Origin of the sequence: Mycobacterium sp. AT1, from assembly GCF_002043095.1 — a bacterium.
Taxonomy (GTDB): Bacteria; Actinomycetota; Actinomycetes; order Mycobacteriales; family Mycobacteriaceae; genus Mycobacterium.
The window spans coordinates 77,842-94,975 of record NZ_MVOC01000014.1 but is presented as its reverse complement, the minus strand read 5'-3'; the positions used below and the strand labels follow the sequence as shown (position 1 = coordinate 94,975).

The 17,134-nt window shown below is 69.0% G+C and carries 15 protein-coding genes; 7 read left to right on the top strand and 8 right to left on the bottom strand.

What is annotated here, in order from left to right; translation table 11 throughout:
• On the top strand, window positions 1–1,545 hold the full coding sequence (locus B1790_RS08075; RefSeq protein ID WP_079922695.1) for a bifunctional 3-(3-hydroxy-phenyl)propionate/3-hydroxycinnamic acid hydroxylase: 1,545 nt from the start codon (window positions 1–3) through the stop codon (window positions 1,543–1,545).
• 15 nt (window positions 1,546–1,560) lie between these two features.
• On the opposite strand, the gene B1790_RS08070 is transcribed toward B1790_RS08075, so the two are convergent.
• The 4 genes from B1790_RS08070 to B1790_RS08055 all read right to left on the bottom strand — a co-directional run bounded on the left by B1790_RS08070 (window position 1,561) and on the right by B1790_RS08055 (window position 8,304).
• The gene (locus B1790_RS08070) at window positions 1,561–2,472 is read right to left on the bottom strand and encodes an ROK family protein (RefSeq protein WP_079922694.1); all 912 of its coding nucleotides are present in this window, start codon (window positions 2,470–2,472) and stop codon (window positions 1,561–1,563) included.
• Window positions 2,472–3,173: a malonyl CoA-ACP transacylase gene (locus B1790_RS08065; protein ID WP_369832308.1), complete on the bottom strand. Its 702-nt coding sequence runs from the start codon at window positions 3,171–3,173 to the stop codon at window positions 2,472–2,474. Before B1790_RS08065 ends, B1790_RS08070 begins: the two co-directional genes overlap by 1 nt.
• Window positions 3,080–7,207, bottom strand: coding sequence for an NEW3 domain-containing protein (locus B1790_RS08060; protein ID WP_079922692.1), 4,128 nt, complete (start codon window positions 7,205–7,207; stop codon window positions 3,080–3,082). Before B1790_RS08060 ends, B1790_RS08065 begins: the two co-directional genes overlap by 94 nt.
• 143 nt (window positions 7,208–7,350) lie before the next feature.
• Window positions 7,351–8,304: a YafY family protein gene (locus B1790_RS08055; protein ID WP_079922691.1), complete on the bottom strand. Its 954-nt coding sequence runs from the start codon at window positions 8,302–8,304 to the stop codon at window positions 7,351–7,353.
• 124 nt (window positions 8,305–8,428) lie between these two features.
• On the opposite strand from B1790_RS08055, the gene B1790_RS08050 reads away from it, so the two are divergent.
• From B1790_RS08050 to B1790_RS08035, 4 genes are read left to right on the top strand one after another with little or no spacing between them, the layout of a single operon-like run.
• The gene (locus B1790_RS08050) at window positions 8,429–9,391 is read left to right on the top strand and encodes an ABC transporter substrate-binding protein (protein ID WP_079922728.1); all 963 of its coding nucleotides are present in this window, start codon (window positions 8,429–8,431) and stop codon (window positions 9,389–9,391) included.
• On the top strand, window positions 9,381–10,292 hold the full coding sequence (locus B1790_RS08045; RefSeq protein WP_079922690.1) for an amino acid ABC transporter permease: 912 nt from the start codon (window positions 9,381–9,383) through the stop codon (window positions 10,290–10,292). The genes B1790_RS08050 and B1790_RS08045 overlap by 11 nt, the downstream gene beginning before the upstream one ends.
• Window positions 10,285–11,052 (top strand): amino acid ABC transporter ATP-binding protein, encoded by a 768-nt coding sequence (locus B1790_RS08040; protein ID WP_079922689.1) that lies wholly within the window; start codon window positions 10,285–10,287, stop codon window positions 11,050–11,052. The genes B1790_RS08045 and B1790_RS08040 overlap by 8 nt, the downstream gene beginning before the upstream one ends.
• Entirely contained in the window at window positions 11,049–12,782 is a 1,734-nt protein-coding gene (locus tag B1790_RS08035) for an aminotransferase class V-fold PLP-dependent enzyme (RefSeq protein WP_079922688.1), read from the top strand. Before B1790_RS08040 ends, B1790_RS08035 begins: the two co-directional genes overlap by 4 nt.
• 6 nt (window positions 12,783–12,788) lie before the next feature.
• Here the strand turns inward: B1790_RS08035 and B1790_RS08030 are convergent, their stop codons facing one another.
• The 3 genes from B1790_RS08030 to B1790_RS08020 form a co-directional block, all read right to left on the bottom strand.
• Window positions 12,789–13,139 (bottom strand): type II toxin-antitoxin system HicB family antitoxin, encoded by a 351-nt coding sequence (locus B1790_RS08030; protein WP_079922727.1) that lies wholly within the window; start codon window positions 13,137–13,139, stop codon window positions 12,789–12,791.
• Window positions 13,140–13,461: 322 nt separating this feature from the next.
• Window positions 13,462–13,872 carry a hypothetical protein gene (locus B1790_RS08025; RefSeq protein WP_142271145.1) on the bottom strand — a complete coding sequence of 137 codons (411 nt, stop codon included), beginning with the start codon at window positions 13,870–13,872 and terminating at the stop codon, window positions 13,462–13,464.
• Between the two features lie 230 nt (window positions 13,873–14,102).
• Complete coding sequence (locus B1790_RS08020; RefSeq protein ID WP_079922686.1) at window positions 14,103–15,002, bottom strand: SDR family oxidoreductase; 900 nt, start codon at window positions 15,000–15,002, stop codon at window positions 14,103–14,105.
• Window positions 15,003–15,088: 86 nt separating this feature from the next.
• Between B1790_RS08020 and B1790_RS08015 the strand changes: the two genes are divergently transcribed.
• Window positions 15,089–15,664, top strand: a complete 576-nt coding sequence (locus B1790_RS08015; protein ID WP_079922685.1) for a TetR/AcrR family transcriptional regulator — start codon at window positions 15,089–15,091, stop codon at window positions 15,662–15,664.
• A gap of 31 nt (window positions 15,665–15,695) precedes the next feature.
• Here the strand turns inward: B1790_RS08015 and B1790_RS08010 are convergent, their stop codons facing one another.
• The gene (locus B1790_RS08010) at window positions 15,696–16,193 is read right to left on the bottom strand and encodes a MarR family winged helix-turn-helix transcriptional regulator (protein ID WP_079922684.1); all 498 of its coding nucleotides are present in this window, start codon (window positions 16,191–16,193) and stop codon (window positions 15,696–15,698) included.
• A gap of 64 nt (window positions 16,194–16,257) precedes the next feature.
• Here B1790_RS08010 and B1790_RS08005 point away from each other — a divergent pair, with 64 nt between their 5' ends.
• Window positions 16,258–17,106: an LLM class flavin-dependent oxidoreductase gene (locus B1790_RS08005; protein WP_233165003.1), complete on the top strand. Its 849-nt coding sequence runs from the start codon at window positions 16,258–16,260 to the stop codon at window positions 17,104–17,106.
• Window positions 17,107–17,134: the final 28 nt, after the last annotated feature.

Below are 17,134 nucleotides of genomic sequence, written 5' to 3'. Positions count from 1 at the left end.
ATGCCGAAGCACAGGGATACTTCACCTGCGCCCGTCGTCGTCGTCGGAGCCGGACCTACCGGGGCCACCGCGGCAATACTGTTGGCACAGTACGGAATCAGAAGCCTGGTGCTCGACCGCTGGGACGGGGTGTATCCGCAACCCCGTGCCGTGCACATGGACGACGAGGTGTGTCGCGTCGTGGCGCGGCTCGGGCTCGCCGAACGGTTCGCGGCCATCTCACGACCGGCGCACGGCTTGCAGTTGCGCGACGAGCACCACCGCGTGCTGGCCGAGTTTCGTCGCGAAACGGCCCCTAGCGCAAACGGTTTCCCCCAGGCCAACATGTTCGACCAGCCCGAGCTCGAGGCCGTCCTGCGCGATGAGCTGTTGCGTCAGCGATGCGTGGAATTTCGCGGCAACGCCGAAGTGACGGGCGTCCAGCAGGTCGACGGCCGTGTCCGCGTCACCTACCGCGACCACGCAGGCGACACCACGACGAGCGTCGACGCCGACTTCGTCCTGGGGTGCGACGGCGCCAACAGCTTCGTGCGCTCGTCCATCGGAGCCCGGATGGTGGACCTGCACTTCGACCAACGGTGGTTGGTCGTCGACGTCGACACCGAAGCCGATCTTCGGCAGTGGGAAGGCGTCCACCAGGTCTGCGACAAGGTCCGCGCCGCCACGTACATGCGCGTCGGGGCCACCCGGTATCGCTGGGAGTTCCAGCTGCTGCCCGGTGAGTCCGTCGACCAGTACGCCGACCTGTCCGCGATCGAACCGTTGATCGCGCCGTGGACGCGCGGGATTCGCACCGACGAACTGCGGTTGATCCGCGTCGCGGAGTACACCTTCCGCGCCCAGATCGCCGACCGGTGGCGGGCCGGCAACGTCTTCATCCTCGGTGACGCAGCCCATCTGACACCGCCCTTCATCGGCCAGGGCATGGGCGCCGGCCTTCGTGACGCGAACAATCTCGCCTGGAAGCTGGCCGGGGTGCTGTGGGGTCAGCTGCCGCCCAAGGTTCTGGACAGCTATCAGCAGGAGCGAAAGCCGCACGCGCGAGCCATGATCCGACTCGCGCAGGCGGTCGGTCGATTCATGACCGCGGGCGGCGAGGTCGGCAGCGTCCTTCGGGGTGTCGTCGTGCCGCGGCTGGGCCTGATTCCCGGAATGCGCAAGCGGATCGTGGACTCGTCGACTCCCGCGCTGCACCGATCCTCCCTCGTCCAGCGCCGGCTGCGGCCATGGTCGCTGACGGGAACGCTGTGCCCCAACCCCCTGCTGCCGGACGGCCGCCGGCTCGACGACGTCCTGGGCACGGGCTTCGCGATCGTCACCGCGGTGCCGTTCACGGCAGGCCAGCAGGAGTTGGCCGAACAGCGCCGCACCATGGTGTTCTTCGCTGCGCCGGGTTCGGAGTTGGCCCGGTGGCTCCGCCGGGGTCGCACCACCGCCGCCTTGGTCAGACCCGATCGCACCGTGATGGCCACCGCTCGCCGGCCCGGGGACCTGCTTCCCACCGCCCCCGTTTTCGGCGCGGAAATCCGCGGTCACCGCGGGTGAGCGCGCCGAAATCGCCTAGGCGGAGGCGTTGAACAGTGCCGCCGCGCCCACCAAACCGGCGTCCCCGCCGAGTTCGGCGGGCAACACGCGCAGGTCTTTGATGAAGCTCAGTCCCGCATAGTGGCCCAGCGCCTTGCGCAGCGGGTCGAACAGCAGCGCACCGGATTTCGCGACGCCACCACCGATCACGACCAGATCCAGGTCGCACACCGCCGCCACCGAGGCGATCATCCGGGCGATGGCGTTCGCGCCGCGATCGAAGGCCCGTAGCGCCACGGCGTCACCGGCATTCGCCGCATCGGCAAGTTCCTTCGCGTTCGCCTCCGGCGGTGCGTCCCAGCCGTTGGCGCGGGCCCAGCGCGCCAGGTGCGGTCCGGCCGCCACCGTCTCGGCGCAGCCGTGGCCGCCGCACGTGCAGAGGTCGCCGTCCGGTTCGACGACGACGTGGCCCACGTGTCCGGCGTTGCCGGTCCGCCCGTCGTACGGCGCGCCGTCGAGCACCAGTCCACCGCCGATGCCGGTCGACACGACCATGCCCAGCAAGAATTGGGCGTCACGGCCCGCGCCGCGCCAGCGCTCGCCCATCGCCGTGCACAGCCCGTCGCCGCCGAGGCGCACCGGCAACCCCGTGGCGGCGGCCACCCGTTCGGCGATCGGAAACCTTTGCCACGCAGTGATGTTGATGGGACTGACGGTGCCGCTCGGTAGGTCGACGGGTCCCGCCGACGAGATGCCAACGCCGTGTACGTCGCCGGTGGCCGTCGTCATGGCGTCGGTGATGAGTCCCTCGGTGACCGCCCAGATGGCCTCGGCGTCCGAGCGCGGTGTCGGCAGCTGTGCGTGGTGCAGCAGGCTCCCGTCGGAGTCGACGACGCCGACGGCGATCTTGGTGCCGCCGACGTCCACGGCGAGTGTCAGGTCACCCATCAGTGCTTGTGGGTGTTGTCGGGTTGGCGCGGGTCGCCGGGATGCTCGTAGCCGGGCGACAGGTGCACCCGCTCCGCGCGGCGGACGTCGAGCCACCGGCGAAACTCACGGCGCCTGGCCGAGGCCAGCAGGTGCTCGGCAATCTCCCCTCGCGCATCCTCGAAGGCTGCCTCGACCGGGCGACCCCGCCATCCGCCGGTACCAACGGCGCGACCACCGAATCGAAAGGGGTTGCGGGCGTGATAGTCCCGGATCTCCTGATCGGTCACCGCGACGCCCGAGGTGACGTGGACGAACACCGCGCGCGCCAGCTCCTCCTCCAACGCGGCCGCGGCGACGCTGCCGATCTCAAGTCGTGCGGGCACGTCGGGCAAGAGCTCCTCCTCGGTCGGCGCCCCGTGGGCGGTCAGACCGGCAGCCACCGCCTCGGCGGCCACCACGCGCGCGGTGACGATCACCTGCACGAGCCACCGACGCAGCTGCCGGCCTTCGCTGGTACCCGGCCGCGGCAGGGCGGTGGCCAGCCGGGTCGCGCGCAGGCGCTCTTCGGTGGCGTCCACCTCGCCGACGAGGACCGCGTCGTCCCCGACGGTTGCCACGACGGTGCTCACGACACCACGATCTTGACCGCCGGTGAATATAGCAGCTCTCCCGCACACGCCACGCGGATCAGCGCCCACCATTCGCCCGGCGCCTGCCACGCCGGCGGTGCGACCTCGAACTCCAGGTCGACCGTCCCTCGGGCCGCGAGGTCAGCTCCGATGATGTTGGGCCCCATCCACTCCCACGTACCCCACGGGCTGATGAGATGGGCCTCGACCGCGAGGCCGGCGTAGGCGTGGGTGCCGACGGTGACGCTCAGTGTGGCGGTCTCGCCCGCCGCCAGCACGACGGCCTCTGGGTCGGTGACGAATCGCAGCACGCGGTCGTCGGTCGCGCCGACGGCGATGACGCACACGTCCTCCACGACCTGGCGCCACGACTCCGGGATGGCGCTGCCGGTCACCCCGAGCTCGGCCCGCAACGGGTAGAGCCCGGGCTGTGTGTCGGGGGGCATCGTGAGGTCGACGATCGATTCCAGGAAGTCCCCCGGCGGCAGCACGAACGGCAGTTCGTCCATCTCCACGGTCCACCCCGGGGCGGCAAGGAGCCGCACCTTGCCGTGCAGCGCCACGTCGGTGGCGTCGCTGACGGCGGTGAGCTGAAGGCGGACCGGATCACTCGGGTCGACGGCGAGTTGATGCGGGTGCAGGTGCGCCACCGCGGGTAGGCCGCCGAGCGGGGCGGGCCCGCGATTGTGCAGCCAGTAGCGGGCGTAGAGCGGTTGCGCCGGTTCGGCATTCGGCCCGAGCGCCACGTCGTCGGCGTCGAGCACCCGCGGCAGGTTCAGCTGGACCCCGAAGGTGGCGATTTCGTAGCCGTGCAGCGTCAGGCCCGCCTGCTGGTCGGCCAGGGGTTGCTCCAACAGGTCGAGCCTCTGCGGCGCCGAGACGTTGCGCAGGCCCGAGCGGATGACGACGTCGGTGGTCCTGCCACGCGTCTCGACCAGGCGCAGCGCGATGCCGTCTTCTGCGTGCACCCGTCGGCCGCTGCCGCCGGCGATCGGGTTGCCGACGACCTTGAGCGCGCCCAGCGCCACGTCACGCTCCGGTTCGACTTCGAGAAGCGACCCCCAGGACGGCAGGCCGCCGGAGGTGGGGTCGTGGTCGGCGGCGACGCACAGCAGGGGCTGGCCGAACTCCGCACTGCGCGAGGGGATTCCGGAATCCCGCCAATCTCCGTTGCCGCAGGCCACGGCGTAGTCGAAGGTGTGCGTCCAGTGCTGAAGCTGAAAGTTGGATCCGTCGGGTGCGGTGCGCCGCGGCGGGTCGATCCACGTGCCGGACGGCCACCCGGTGCAGGACCGCATCAGCGACGTGTGCAGCGTCCCGTCGGCGTCGACCGCAAAACTCGGTACGCCGCGGTTGAACACGGCGACGGTCCGGTGCTCGAACCGTTCGACGTCGTCGGGCGCGTCCTGGTCGACGACGATCTCCGCATCCTCGAGATCGGCGATCAGCGCGGTCACCGCGGCCTCGTCGACGATCAGGACGGGCAATGCGTCGACGCGGCGGAGGTCCGCCCCCGGCACCCAGACGTCCTTGAGTGGCCGTGCCGCGGGAACCCAGATGCGCTCGGCGACAGTCCTGTTGCCGCCGAGGACCGCGGCGGTGAAGGCGTTGACGTCGGGTCCGCCGACGGAGATTCGCACGTCGGGCAGGTTCGAGTCGACGGTGAGGTCGCCGTAGCGGGGTGACGCCGCGGCGGTGCAGGTGGCCGTGACGCCGGCCCGCGCGAGGGCCACCATCAGCTCGCGAACCACCGGGTCGGCGTCCCCGCCGGGGGACACCACTTCGGCCACCGAGATCGCCCGGGTACGGTCCTGCTTCCCGCGGAACCGCACCCGCACCGCGGACGACAACCCGAACCACCCGTATGCCGGGTTGTCCAGGGTGGACGGAAACTTGGCGGTGTCAACTGCTTTGGCGGCGCCACGGTCGTGGGTCAGCCCAAATCCGCGGCCGATCACCGCGTCGCCCACCTCGCTGACCGGCATCGCGCCGGGGACGGGGCACGGCCAGCGCAACCGCAGCATGCGGTCCTCGCCGGTGAATTCGTCGACCGTCGTGCGGCAGTCGACCCGGTCGACGCCGTTCCACAGCGTGATGGTCTGGGTGTACCGCAGCAGGTTCTTGACCCGGCCGGTGACGACGATCCGCTCGCCCAGTGCACAGCGGTAGCGCTGCATCGAGGTGGCGCGGGCGCCTGCGGACGTGGTGACGGGCCCCTTGGGCAGTAGGTGCCACGGCCCCTCCCCTGCCTTGGGATGCGCCGAGTACTCGTCGTAGACGGCCAGTTCGTTCCCGACGCGGCCCGCGGCGATCCGTTCGTGGCCGTCGACGGTCAGCGACGACACTCCCCCGCCGCGTTCCACGTCGACCCGCAGTCGGTAGAACTCGTTGCCGATGCCGTCCCCCGCCAACGGTTCCCAGCCCGACGGTCCGTCGCCGTCGACGAACCGGTAGGACCGCCAGCCCAGCGACGGGACGTCGCGGGCGAGCCAGCTGACCGAATGCCCGCCGTGTTCGGTGAGGACGTCAACCGGCGCCCCGTCGGCGTCGACGACGGCGCCGTCGAAGGGTTCGTCGAGGTGCATGGTGACGACGTCGGTCCTGCTGTGCGCCAACGGGTTCCACACGACGACGGAACCGTCGACCGCGGTGGACAGCAGCCTGAGGGCGGCGTCGCGCGCGTCGGTCCCCAGCTGCCAGGCGTCGCGCCAACTGGTGAGTAGGTCGAGGTACACCTGGTCGGACTCCGACCCGGTGATGGCGTCGTGGTGCGCACCGTAGGCCAGTTGCACCCAGGCCTTCGCCAGCGCGGCCTCGGGATACTGCGCGCCGGAGAGCAGCCCGGCGAAGACGGCGAACCGTTCGGCCTCCAGCACGGCGTTCTCGGCGGCGCGGTTGGCTTGCTTGGTGTCGACGTATGACACGTCCTTGCCGGTGTAGATCGGGTTCATGTCGCGGGTCTGGGGCGAGGGCGCCACGCCACGCTCGTCGAGTTCGGCCCGCACCGCGGCGAAGAACTCACTGGGCAAGGCGCACACGAACCGGGGCCAGGTGTAGCGCGCGTTCCAGTCGCGGTGGATGTCGGTGACCCACTTGTTGGGCGGGGTGTAGTCGGTGCCGACGGGCAGCAGCACGTTGCGGGTCAGCGCGACCTTGCGCATCTTCGAGAACAGTTCGTAGGTCTGGTGTTCGGCGTCCTCGAGCGAGGCCGACGAGTCCATCCACCATCCGGCGGCGTAGTGGGCGGGCATGTAGTGCGTCAACAGGCCACGACCCGAGGGCGCCATCCACTCGAATTCACTGGCGAACTGCATCCGCTCGGGATCGCCGCCGTCGGCCATCGGACCCCACTGGTGGTACGGGCCGCGCGCCCACGAGCTGGACGTCAACCCCGCGTCGGCGGCCATCCCCGGGAATTGTGGATCGTGGCCGAAGACGTCGAGCTGCCACGCCGTCGCCGGATCGGCGCCCATCACGTCGCGTTGAAAGCCGATGCCGTGGACGAAGTTTCGAATCGCCGTCTCGGGGCTGGTGAGGTTGGTGTTGGGCTCGTTGTAGGTGCCGCCCATCACCTCCACCCGACCGAGGGCGATCAACCGGCGCAGGTCGTCGCGGTCCTCGGGGTTGGTGTCCCAGTAGGGCTTGAGGTAGTCGACTTCAGCGAGGACGAACTTGTATTCAGGTTCCCGCCTGGCCATTTCGAGATGTGCGGTGACGAGCTCGAACCCGTTGGTCTGCCGGCAGCGGCCCTGCGGGTCTTCGGTCCAGACGCTGGTGTAGGCGGCCTGGGTGTTCCACCACACCGGGTCGTAGTGGAAGTGGCTGACCATGTGCATGGTCCACCCGGGTTCGGCGACGACGAAGTCGAATTCGGTGACGTGTCGACCGACGACGAGTTCTGCCCTGCGCCGCTCGCCGACGACGGGGTTGGCCACCCGTACCGACACCTCGACGACCCGCCCACGTGGCACCGCCGTCGCGTCAACCTCCGTGTGCAAGCCGGGACCCTCGACGCGCACCGGCGTTTCGTGGGAGCAGAACCGGTAGGACACCCGCACCACCTGCAGCGGGTGGTCGGCTGGGCCCGTGAACAGCTCCGTCGACTCCGCCGAGGTGACGTGCATGTCGCCACCCTACGGTTCACCACCGCCGCGAGTGTGGACTTCTGCCACGGCGGGAGAGCCGCAGGCGTGACAGAAGTCCACGTTCGGCGGGAAGGTCGGGGGCGGGAAGGGCGGGGGCGAGGAGGTCGGGGGCGGGAAGGGGGTCAGGGGGCCGCCCGCAGCAGGCGCTCGGCCACCGCGCGCACCGCGGAGACCACCTCCGGCGGTTCGAGCACCTCGAAGTCGACGCCGGGCATCGCCAGCCACGGCACCATGCGCTCGGGGTCGTCGGCGCCCGCGGTCATGATGCACGCGTGCGGACCGTCCGCCTCGATCTCGGCAGAGGCATCCGAAAAGCACTGGGCCACGGCTTCCTTCGACGCGAAGTACCGCACCCGCGCGACATAGCGGTACGGGGACGCGGTGATCGCGCGCCGCACGTATCGAGCCGCGTCGGGCGCCTCCCGCGGCAGGAACGTGGTGCCGCGTGCCGTGACGTCGGACATCCGGTCCAGGCGCAAGCTGCGCCAGTCGTCGCGGTCGCGGTCGAAGCACAGCAGGTACCAGCGCCTGCCCGTGGTCACCAGTTGGTACGGCTCGAGGCGGCGGTCGGTCGTCGTCCCGCCGCGGTCGACGTATCCGGCGGCCACGTGTTCGTGGTCGCGGGTGGCGCGCGCGAGGGTCATCAGGATGTCGGGGTCGACGAGCTCGTCGGTCTGGCCGTAAGTCAGGGTCGTCGTGGCGTCGTGCACGGCGGCCACCTGCGCGCGCAGCCGCGACGGCATCACCTGGTCGAGCTTGGACAGGGCGCGCAGCGCGGACTCGCCGACACCGGCCACGCTGCCGCCGGCGGCGACCCTGAGACAGACGGCCATCGCGACGGCCTCCTCGGGGTCGAGCAGCAGCGGCGGCAGCGCCGCGCCAGCGCCCAGCTGGTAGCCGCCGCCGTGGCCCTTGCTGGCGTGCACGGGATAGCCGAGGTCACGCAGGCGTTCGACGTCGCGGCGCACGCTTCGTCCCGTCACCCCGAGACGCTCGGCGAGCTCTTCGCCGCCCCATACCCGGCGCGACTGCAGCAGGCCGAGAAGCTGCAGCACGCGGCTCGTCGTTTCGGACATGACCCGAGTCTGCCTCAGTCTTAGGACCGAAACTGTCCCATGGCTGACCCGCGTCACTTCAACAATTTGTTGAGACGGATTCAACAAATTGTTGTAGCGTCGCCCGCATCACACCTTGGAGGTCATGATGCGTTCACCGCTGCCGGTCCGTACCCGGTTCTCCCTGCTGCTCGTCGGAGTCCTCGCCGCGGGCGTCACCGCCTGCGGCAACGGTGTCGGCGGCGACACCGCGGAGTCGCCCGCCGCCAGCGACAAGCAGTCGGCGATCCCCGACAACGCCGAGCTGATCGCGGCCATTACGCCGGACGAGGCCCTTGCCGCCGGACTCCCTCCCGCGGTCGCCCAGTCCAAGACCATCAACGTCGGCTCCAACATCCAGTCGGCGCCCAACAACTTCTACGCCGAGGACGGCAAGACGCCCATCGGTTTCGAGGTGGACCTGGCCAAGGCCATCGCCAAGAAGATCGGCGTGCAGACGGCCTACCAGGACATGGCCTTCGGCTCGCTGATCACCAGCCTGCAGTCCGGGCGCATCGACATGACGATGGCCGGGATGAACGACACCAAGGAACGGCAACAGCAGATCGACTTCGTCGACTACTTCTCCTCCGGCATCACCATCATGGTGCAGAAGGGCAATCCGGAGGGCATCACCGGTGCAGATTCCCTGTGCGGCAAGAACGTTGCCGTCGTCCAGGGCACCAGCCACCAGACCTTCGCGGCAGCCCAGAGCGACAAGTGCGTCAAGGAGGGCAAGCCCGCCGTCAACGTGACCGCCACCGACAGCGACACCCAGAACCAGAACCAGCTCCGCACCGGCCGGGTCGCCGCCATCCTCAACGACCTCCCCAGCGCCGCGTACATCTCGCGTACCGCGGGTGACGGCAGCATCTTCGAGGTGGTTCCCGGTGAGCCGATCGACGGCGGCCCCTACGGCATCGGGTTCGCCAAGGACGATGTCGCACTTCGTGACTCGGTGAACAAGGCGCTCGGCGAGCTGATCACCGACGGAACGTACCTCAAGATCCTGCAGAGCTGGGGTGTCGAGCAGGGCGCGCTGAAGGAATCCGCGATCAATGGCGCCTGAGGTCGCCGCGGATCGCGAGCGGCCGCTGGAGATCGTCCGGCTCCGGCACTGGGGACGATGGGTGAGCGCCGTCGTCATCCTGGCGTTGCTCGTCGGGGCATTCGTCGTGCTGTCGCAGGCACAGATCAAGTGGGCGACGGTGCCCGACTTCGTGATCTATCGCGTGATGCTCGTCGGGTTGCTGAACACCGTGCTGCTCGCGGTGATCGCCCAGACGGTCGCCATCGTGATCGGGATCGTCATCGCTCTGATGCGCCGCAGCGCCAATCCGGTCGCGAAATGGTTTGCAACGGGCTACATCTGGCTGTTCCGCGGTCTGCCCGTGCTGCTTCAGATCCTCATCTGGTACAACTTGGCGCTGGTCATTCCGACCATCTCCATTCCGCTGCCCTTCGGCGGATATCTGCTCAACGAGCCCACCAACGTCCTCGTCAGCGCGTTCACCGCCGCGCTGCTCGGCTTGGCCCTCAACGAGAGCGCCTACATGGCCGAGATCGTGCGGGCTGGGTTGAACAGCGTCGACGGAGGACAAACCGAGGCCGCCAAGTCGATTGGCATGTCGCCGGGGCTGACGCTGCGCCGAGTGGTGCTCCCCCAGGCCATGCGGGTGATCATCCCGCCCACGGGCAACGACTTCATCGACATGCTGAAGGGCACCTCGATCGCGTCGGTGATCGGCGTGACCGAGTTGCTGCACGCGTCCAACAACATCTCCTCGCACAACCTGCTGGTCATGGAAACACTGTTCGCCGCGGCGATCTGGTACATGGTGGTGGTGACGATCGCCGGCGTCGGGCAGCACTACCTGGAGCGCACGTTCGGTTCGGCCGAGCGTAGCGTCGCCGCGCAGGCCGCGAAGGCGCTGCGAGCCATCCCGTTGACGAGAGGCGCCCGTGTCTGAGCCACTGCTGCGGGCCGTCGGCGTCCGAAAGAGCTACGGCCACACCGAAGTCCTGCGGGGCGTCGACATGGAGGTGCACCGCGGGCAGGTCGTCTGCCTGCTCGGTCCGTCGGGCGCGGGCAAGAGCACCTTTCTGCGCTGCCTCAACCACCTCGAGGCAGTCGACGAGGGCGAGGTGTGGGTGGACGGCGAACCGATCGGGTTCCGACTGCGCAACGGCAAGCTCTACGAACTCCGCGAGCGTGACGTCGCCAAGCAGCGGCGCGACATCGGCATGGTGTTCCAGCGGTTCAACCTGTTCGGCCACCGCACCGCGTTGGAGAACGTGATCGAGGGCCCGATTCGGGTGCTTGGCACCGCGCCCGACGTCGCGCGCAAGGAGGGCCTCGAACTGCTCGACCGGGTCGGCCTCGGCCAACGCGGCGACGCCTACCCGGCGCAGCTGTCGGGCGGTCAGCAGCAGCGCGTGGCGATCGCCCGATCCCTGGCGATGAAGCCGAAGCTCATGTTGTTCGACGAGCCGACCTCGGCCTTGGATCCCGAACTCGTCGGCGAGGTGCTCGCCGTGATGAACGGGCTGGCCGCCGACGGGATGACGATGGTCGTCGTCACCCACGAGATCGCGTTCGCCGCAGAGGCCGCCGACGAAGTCGTCTTCATGGCCGACGGTGCGGTCGTGGAAACCGGACCTCCCGAGCGCATCCTCAAGTCCCCCGAACACGAGCGGACGCGCCAGTTTCTGGCACGGGTGCTCGCATGACGCCGATCTCGCCGCGCTACCGCATGCAGTTCTCCGAACCGGCGGGCTACCTCGACTTCGCCCGCTTCGGACCACCCTCGCACGCCGTTCTGGACACCACCGCCCGGCTGTTGGAGAAGGCGACGCACGCCGGGCCGGCCACCGTCGACGAATTGATGCGCGAGGAGACCCGCGCCAAGGCTGCGGCGGCGCGGTTGTGCCACAGCGACGTCGACCACGTCGTGCTGCAGCCACACACGAGCCTCGGGCTGCTGCAGGCGGCGTTCAACGCGGCGGGGGGCACCGTGCTGGTGTCGGCGGCCGAATTCCCCGCCAACACCTATCCGTGGGCCCGGGCCGAACAGGCCGGGCGGTTGACGGTCCGGCGGCTGCCCGGCGGTCACGTCACCGCCGACGGGGTCGCGGAGGCCCTCACCGACGAGATCACCGTCGTCTCGGTCAGCGCCGTCGACTACCGCACCGGCTACCGGGCCGACCTCGCCGCGCTGCGCGAGGTCGTCGGTGACCGCATTTTGGTCGTCGACGGCATCCAGGGCTTCGGCGTGATCGAGGCGCCGTGGGAGGTGGCCGACATCTTGGTCGTCGGCGGACAGAAGTGGTTGCGGGCCGGGTGGGGAACGGGTTTCGCCGTGCTGTCGGACCGCGCGCTGGAGCGCATGGACCCGGTCCTGTCGGGCTGGACCGGTGCGCGCGATCCCGGTCTGTTCGACGACGAGATCCACCCCGCCGAGACCACCGCGGCGGCATGGTCGATCTCCAACCTGAGCCCGGTGACCTCCGGTGCCTTCGCGGCGGGGCTGGAGCTGGTCGAGGAGACCGGCGTCGACGTCATCGCCGCGCACGTCGCCGCACGGGTGGCGGAGCTCGAGGAGGTGCTCCTGTCGCGGGGCGCGCAGATCGTGTCCGCCCGTGAGCGGCGCGCAGGCATTCTGGCGTTCACCATGCCGGAGCATCCCCCCGAGCAGATCGGTGCCGCGTTGACCGCGGCGGGCATTGCGACAACCGTTCGGCCAGAACACATTCGGCTCTCGCCACACGTGACCACCTCGTCGGAGACCGTCGAACGCCTCGGGGCGGCCCTACTCACGTTGACCCAGCCGAGGCGGCCGGATCCCACGCCGGCTCCCGTCAGTGCGAGTGGCGCCACCCACGACCTACTCGCGTCACTGGTGCCGGCGGTCCACGGCCTGGCGGCCATGCTCGGCCCTGGCAACGAGGTGCTGCTGCACGACCTGTCCCGGTTGCCGGATTCGATCGCCGCCATCGCGGGCGACCTCACCCACCGCACGGTCGGAGGTCCGATGACCGACCTGCTGCTGGGACTGATCCGCCGAGGGACCACCCAGGACCTCATCAACTACCGGACCAACAGTCCCGACGGTCGTCCGATCCGCTCGTCCACCCTGTTCCTGCGGGATGCCGACGGTCTCGCGATCGGCTGCCTGTGCGTCAACAGCCTTGAACCCGAGGCCGTTTCGGCGGAGGTACCGCAGCGCGAGGAGACCTTCCCGCCCGACGTCGACAGCCTGCAGCGGTTCCTGGTGGACCGTGCGATCGCGAAGGTGGGCGTCCAGACCCCCGAGATGAAGAAGCATCACAAGGCCGCCGTCGTCCGCGAGCTCGACGAAGCCGGTTTCTTCCTGATTCGGGATTCGGTCGACCACGTCGCGGGACAGCTCGACGTCACCCGCTACACGATCTACAACTACCTCAACGAGGTCCGCGGCTGACCACCCTCAGAAGAACGGATCGGTGGTGGCGACGGGTCCTCGGTCCGCGAGCTTCTGGACCACCCAATGGTTGAGGGAGACGCCCTGTTCGGCGGATTCGACCATCAGCCGCGCGTGCAGCATCGACGAGGTGCGGACGAGGAAGTTGCCGCTGTAGTGCCGGTCGGTGAGCGACGGCGGAGGATCGGCGTCGTCCCTTTCGCACTCCTCGAGGATGACGGTGACTCTCTCCGTGATCCTTGCCATTGCCTCGAGAGCGGTCGGGGCGTGGGTTTCCTCGAGCGGAAACTCGAGGCAGATGCCGACGTAGTCGCCGGACTCCATTGACCAGTGTGCTCGGTAGGTGTAGTTCTTCATGGCACCGATCGTGGCGGGGCGGTCCGACACGATCGCCGGCGAAGTGGGTCGTCGCCGACGGGTCATCCCCAGGGGCCTTGGCCACCCAGTCTGAAAGTCGTTATCACCGGCGATATCACCCGCGCACTGATATCGCCGGTGATAGAGACTTCGAGAGCGGGTCCCCGCCCGGAACCTGCGACCGTCGAGTCGTCGGTGAAGGCATATCGCTACCCCGACGAAGTTCTGGCCTGACGACGCGCCTCGATCGCGAAGGCGATCGTTCCACCGTGCTCGACCAGGTCACCAACAGATTCCAACACGCTACCGCGCTCGTGTTCGGTCAACCGTTGAAGAGGTCCGAAGACGTTGGCGTGCAATCCATCCGAAAGTTCATCACTTGCCGCGGCCACGACGTCGACGGCGGTGCACATGTGCGGACCCCGTCGAGCAACAGCTGGTTCCACGCAGCCGAACGAATGTCGTTCAGACTCTCCTGCGCGATCCGGTACCCGCGGACGACCTCCCCGGTGTTGGCCTCCACCGCCTCCCACACCATCAACGTGGACTGCTCGAGGAAGTCGACTCGCGCGCGGGCGCCGACCGTGCGTCCCTCGGCAACGATGGCCTCCCACAGTGCCTTCAGGTCGAGCCGGAATGCGGTGCCCGAGCGCTTCGGGGTGTGGGGCGGCCGCCGTCGTCGACTCCTCGTCCCCAGGTGTCGGGCACCACCCGGTCTGGAAGTCTCTATCACCGGCGATATCACTCGAGCACTGATATCGCCGGTGATAGAGACTTCGAGGGTGGGTCCCCGCCCAGAACGGCGCCGTCAGCTTCCGGCACCGGCGAGCCACGCACGAATTCGGTGCCGACTGTTCGCTTTTCAGCACCACGACTGAGAGCGAGATTCGCGCAGACCAGGCACCACCCGGCTTCAGCAGTGCGCGAGGGTCTTCGACCGCACCGGGGCAGCGCTGGTGGTGGTCACGATGCCCGCCCATACGCGCCACCGTCGATGTCGTCGACCAGGGTCGGTCCAGTGGGAGTCCAACCCAGGAGTCGTTGCGTCGCAAGGCTACTGCCGGCCATGTCACCACTGAAGAACCCGCCGATCCAGCCGAAGTGCTCCTGGACGCGATCGGCCGGGATGGCCGCGACGGGCACGTCGAACGCGCGGCCGATCGCTTCGGCGATCATCCGGGTGGGGATCCCCTCTTCGGCGACGGCGTGCAGACGTGAGCCGGCGGGCGCCTTCTCGAGGCCAAGGACCACCATGCGTGCGGCGTCGGCGACGTGCACGGCGGCCCAGCGGTTGAGCCCCTCGCCCGGGTACCCGGACACGCCTCGCTCGCGGGCGACCTGGCACAGGGTGGCGATGAATCCATGGTCGCCGGTGCCGTGCGTGGTGGGTGAGAAACGCAGCGCCACCGATCGCACTCCGCGGTCGGCGAAGTCGAGCAGCAGGTTCTCGCTCCCCCCGCGCGGCGCCTCGGCGCCGTGGAACGGGGACGCGTCGTCCTCGGTCGCCGCCCGCCCGTCGGTCAGACCGGCGAGCCCCGACGCCAGGAGGAACGGCTTGCCGGTGTCGACGAGCGCATCTCCGACGGTCTGGGTGGTGGCTCGTTCGGCGGCGTTGGTTCCCGCCATGTCCGACCAGTCGTGCTTGTTGGCGAGGTGGATGACGGCGTCGGCCTCCTGGGCCCCGGAACGAATGGCGTCCAGATCGTCGAGGTCGCCGCGGCGGACCGCGACCCCCTTGCCCTCGAGTGCGGCGGCGGACGCGTCGGAGCGGGCCAGTCCGCTGACGGAGTGGCCAGCGGTCAGCAGTTCGTCGACGACGGCGCTGCCGATCCAGCCCGAGGCTCCGGTGATGAAGACGTGCACGGTGAATTCTCCTCAATTGATGTCAGTTGCTGACATGGCCGACCGTACACGTGAAGTCAGTTCCTGTCATCACCTAGACTGCCCCCATGGTCAGGTGGGAGCCGGGAACTCGCGAGCGGCTTCAGGACGCCGCCCTCGAACTGTTCGCCGCCCGCGGCTACGAACAGACGACCGCCACCGAGATTGCCCAGGCCGTCGGCCTCACCGAGCGCACCTTCTTCCGTCACTTCACCGACAAGCGCGAGGTGCTCTTCCACGGCCAGCAGGCCCTGACCGACGCCTTCCTGGCCGGACTGCATGACGCGCCCCCCGATGCATCGCCAATCGACTTGGCGGTCAGCGCATTACGGTCATCCGCGAGCTTCTTCGACGACGAGCGCCGGTCGCACTCTCGCCTGCGCCAGTCCGTCATCGACGCCAACCCCGCCCTCCAGGAGCGGGAGGCACTCAAACTCGTCGGGCTCGGGCGCGCCCTCGGCGGCGCCCTCCGGGACTGCGGCGTCGACGACATGACGGCGGACGTGGCGGCCCAACTCGCCGTGATGGCGTTCGGCATCGCGTTCGCACACTGGATCGCCGAGGGCGAACGACGCTCGTTCGAGGCCATCGTGATGGACGTCGTTCGCGAAGTGGGCGCTGTGACAGCTGGACTCGACCGCTGACGCGGGTCGCGTGGCAGCCCGGCGCCGCTGCTCAACTTTCGGGCAGATGGGGCAGCTCCGCCTCGAGACGACGACGAAGTTCGTCGAGGGTGTGGCGGGTGCGCTCGAGGTGCTCGGGTTCCAGCCCTGCGCTCGTCCGCTGGGCGAGTTGGTCGAACAACGCCCGCATCCGATGCAGTGCCGTGAGTCCGGCGGGCGTGATCTCGAGCATCTTCGCCCTTTTGTGCGCCGGATTGGGACGGTAGAGAGCCAGTCCATCCTCGACGAGGAGGTCGGCTATGCGCTGCACGCTTTGCCGGCTGTGCCCGAGTTGTTCCGCGATGCCCGACACCGGGGCAGCCTCGACGTCGACGGCCGCGAGAACCTGCCAGCGGGCCAGGCTTTGGCCGCTGGGCCGCGCGAGTCCGTTGCCGATGGCCTCGACGACGGTCGCCAGCTTGCCGATTTGATCGATGAGTTCGGCGAAGGCCACGCACCGCGGCTCTTCAGACTTGACAGCATGCTGTCGTGTGACGCTATAGTCCGTCATGACAACATGCTGTCATATGTGACCCCGAAGATGGCGAACCCCGCCGACAGAACGTGAACAGGACGTGCTCGTGGACATCGGCATCGGACTCCCCAACCAGGTACGCAACGTCACCGCGTCGGTCATTCCGCGCTGGGCCGCCGACGCCGAACGCGCCGGATTCGCGACGCTCGCCACCACCGGGCGGTACGCGTACCCCGGAGTGATGGACACGGTCGCGCTCGCGGCCGCCGCCGGCGCGACGACGACGATCAAACTCCTGACCGCGGTTCTGCTCACCCCGACCTGGCCCGCCGCATTGCTGGCGAAGGAGATCGCCGGCATCGACGGCGTGTCGGGCGGCCGACTCACCCTCGGCGTCGGCGTGGGCTCACGCGAAGAAGAATTCGTCACGCCCGGACTGGGTCTTGCCGGGCGCGGCAGGCGATTGGACTCCGACCTCGACACCTACCGCGACACGTGGAGCGCAAAGGGATCGGATCCCGTTGTCCCCGTTGGCACGCGCCAAGTTCCCGTGCTGATCGGTGGATACTCCACGCGCACCATGCCCCGGATGGTGCGTTGGGGCGACGGTTACGTCGGCGGTGCGCTGCCGGCGACCATGACGGCACCCGCCTTTGCCGAGGCGAGGCGGGCCTGGCGCGAAGCGGGCCGTCCCGGTAAGCCCAAACTGGTTGTGCTGGCATACTTTTCCTTGACCGACGCTGACGCCGGCTTGGCGAACGTCAGACACTTCTACCAGGTGGCGCCCGACCACATCGCCAGCAGTGTCGTCGTCTGCACGTCGCGCTCAACGGTCAGAGATCTGATCGATCAGTACACGCAGCTCGACGTCGACGAGATCGTCTTCATCCCCGGCACCGACGACCTCGCCGAGGTCTCCCGCCTGGCCGACGCCGTCGGCCTTCCGTAGGCCGTCAGGGCCAGAACGGTGGGTGTCC

Bases quoted from the DNA above. Each gene is read 5' to 3' on its own strand.
- B1790_RS08035 (WP_079922688.1), top strand. From the start codon at position 11,049: ATGACGCCGATCTCGCCGCGCTACCGCATGCAGTTCTCCGAACCGGCG.
- B1790_RS08045 (WP_079922690.1), top strand. From the start codon at position 9,381: ATGGCGCCTGAGGTCGCCGCGGATCGCGAGCGGCCGCTGGAGATCGTC.
- B1790_RS08015 (WP_079922685.1), top strand. From the start codon at position 15,089: ATGGTCAGGTGGGAGCCGGGAACTCGCGAGCGGCTTCAGGACGCCGCC.
- B1790_RS08010 (WP_079922684.1), bottom strand. From the start codon at position 16,193: ATGACGGACTATAGCGTCACACGACAGCATGCTGTCAAGTCTGAAGAG.
- B1790_RS08030 (WP_079922727.1), bottom strand. From the start codon at position 13,139: ATGAAGAACTACACCTACCGAGCACACTGGTCAATGGAGTCCGGCGAC.
- B1790_RS08050 (WP_079922728.1), top strand. From the start codon at position 8,429: ATGATGCGTTCACCGCTGCCGGTCCGTACCCGGTTCTCCCTGCTGCTC.
- B1790_RS08060 (WP_079922692.1), bottom strand. From the start codon at position 7,207: ATGCACGTCACCTCGGCGGAGTCGACGGAGCTGTTCACGGGCCCAGCC.
- B1790_RS08075 (WP_079922695.1), top strand. From the start codon at position 1: ATGCCGAAGCACAGGGATACTTCACCTGCGCCCGTCGTCGTCGTCGGA.
- B1790_RS08055 (WP_079922691.1), bottom strand. From the start codon at position 8,304: ATGTCCGAAACGACGAGCCGCGTGCTGCAGCTTCTCGGCCTGCTGCAG.
- B1790_RS08070 (WP_079922694.1), bottom strand. From the start codon at position 2,472: ATGGGTGACCTGACACTCGCCGTGGACGTCGGCGGCACCAAGATCGCC.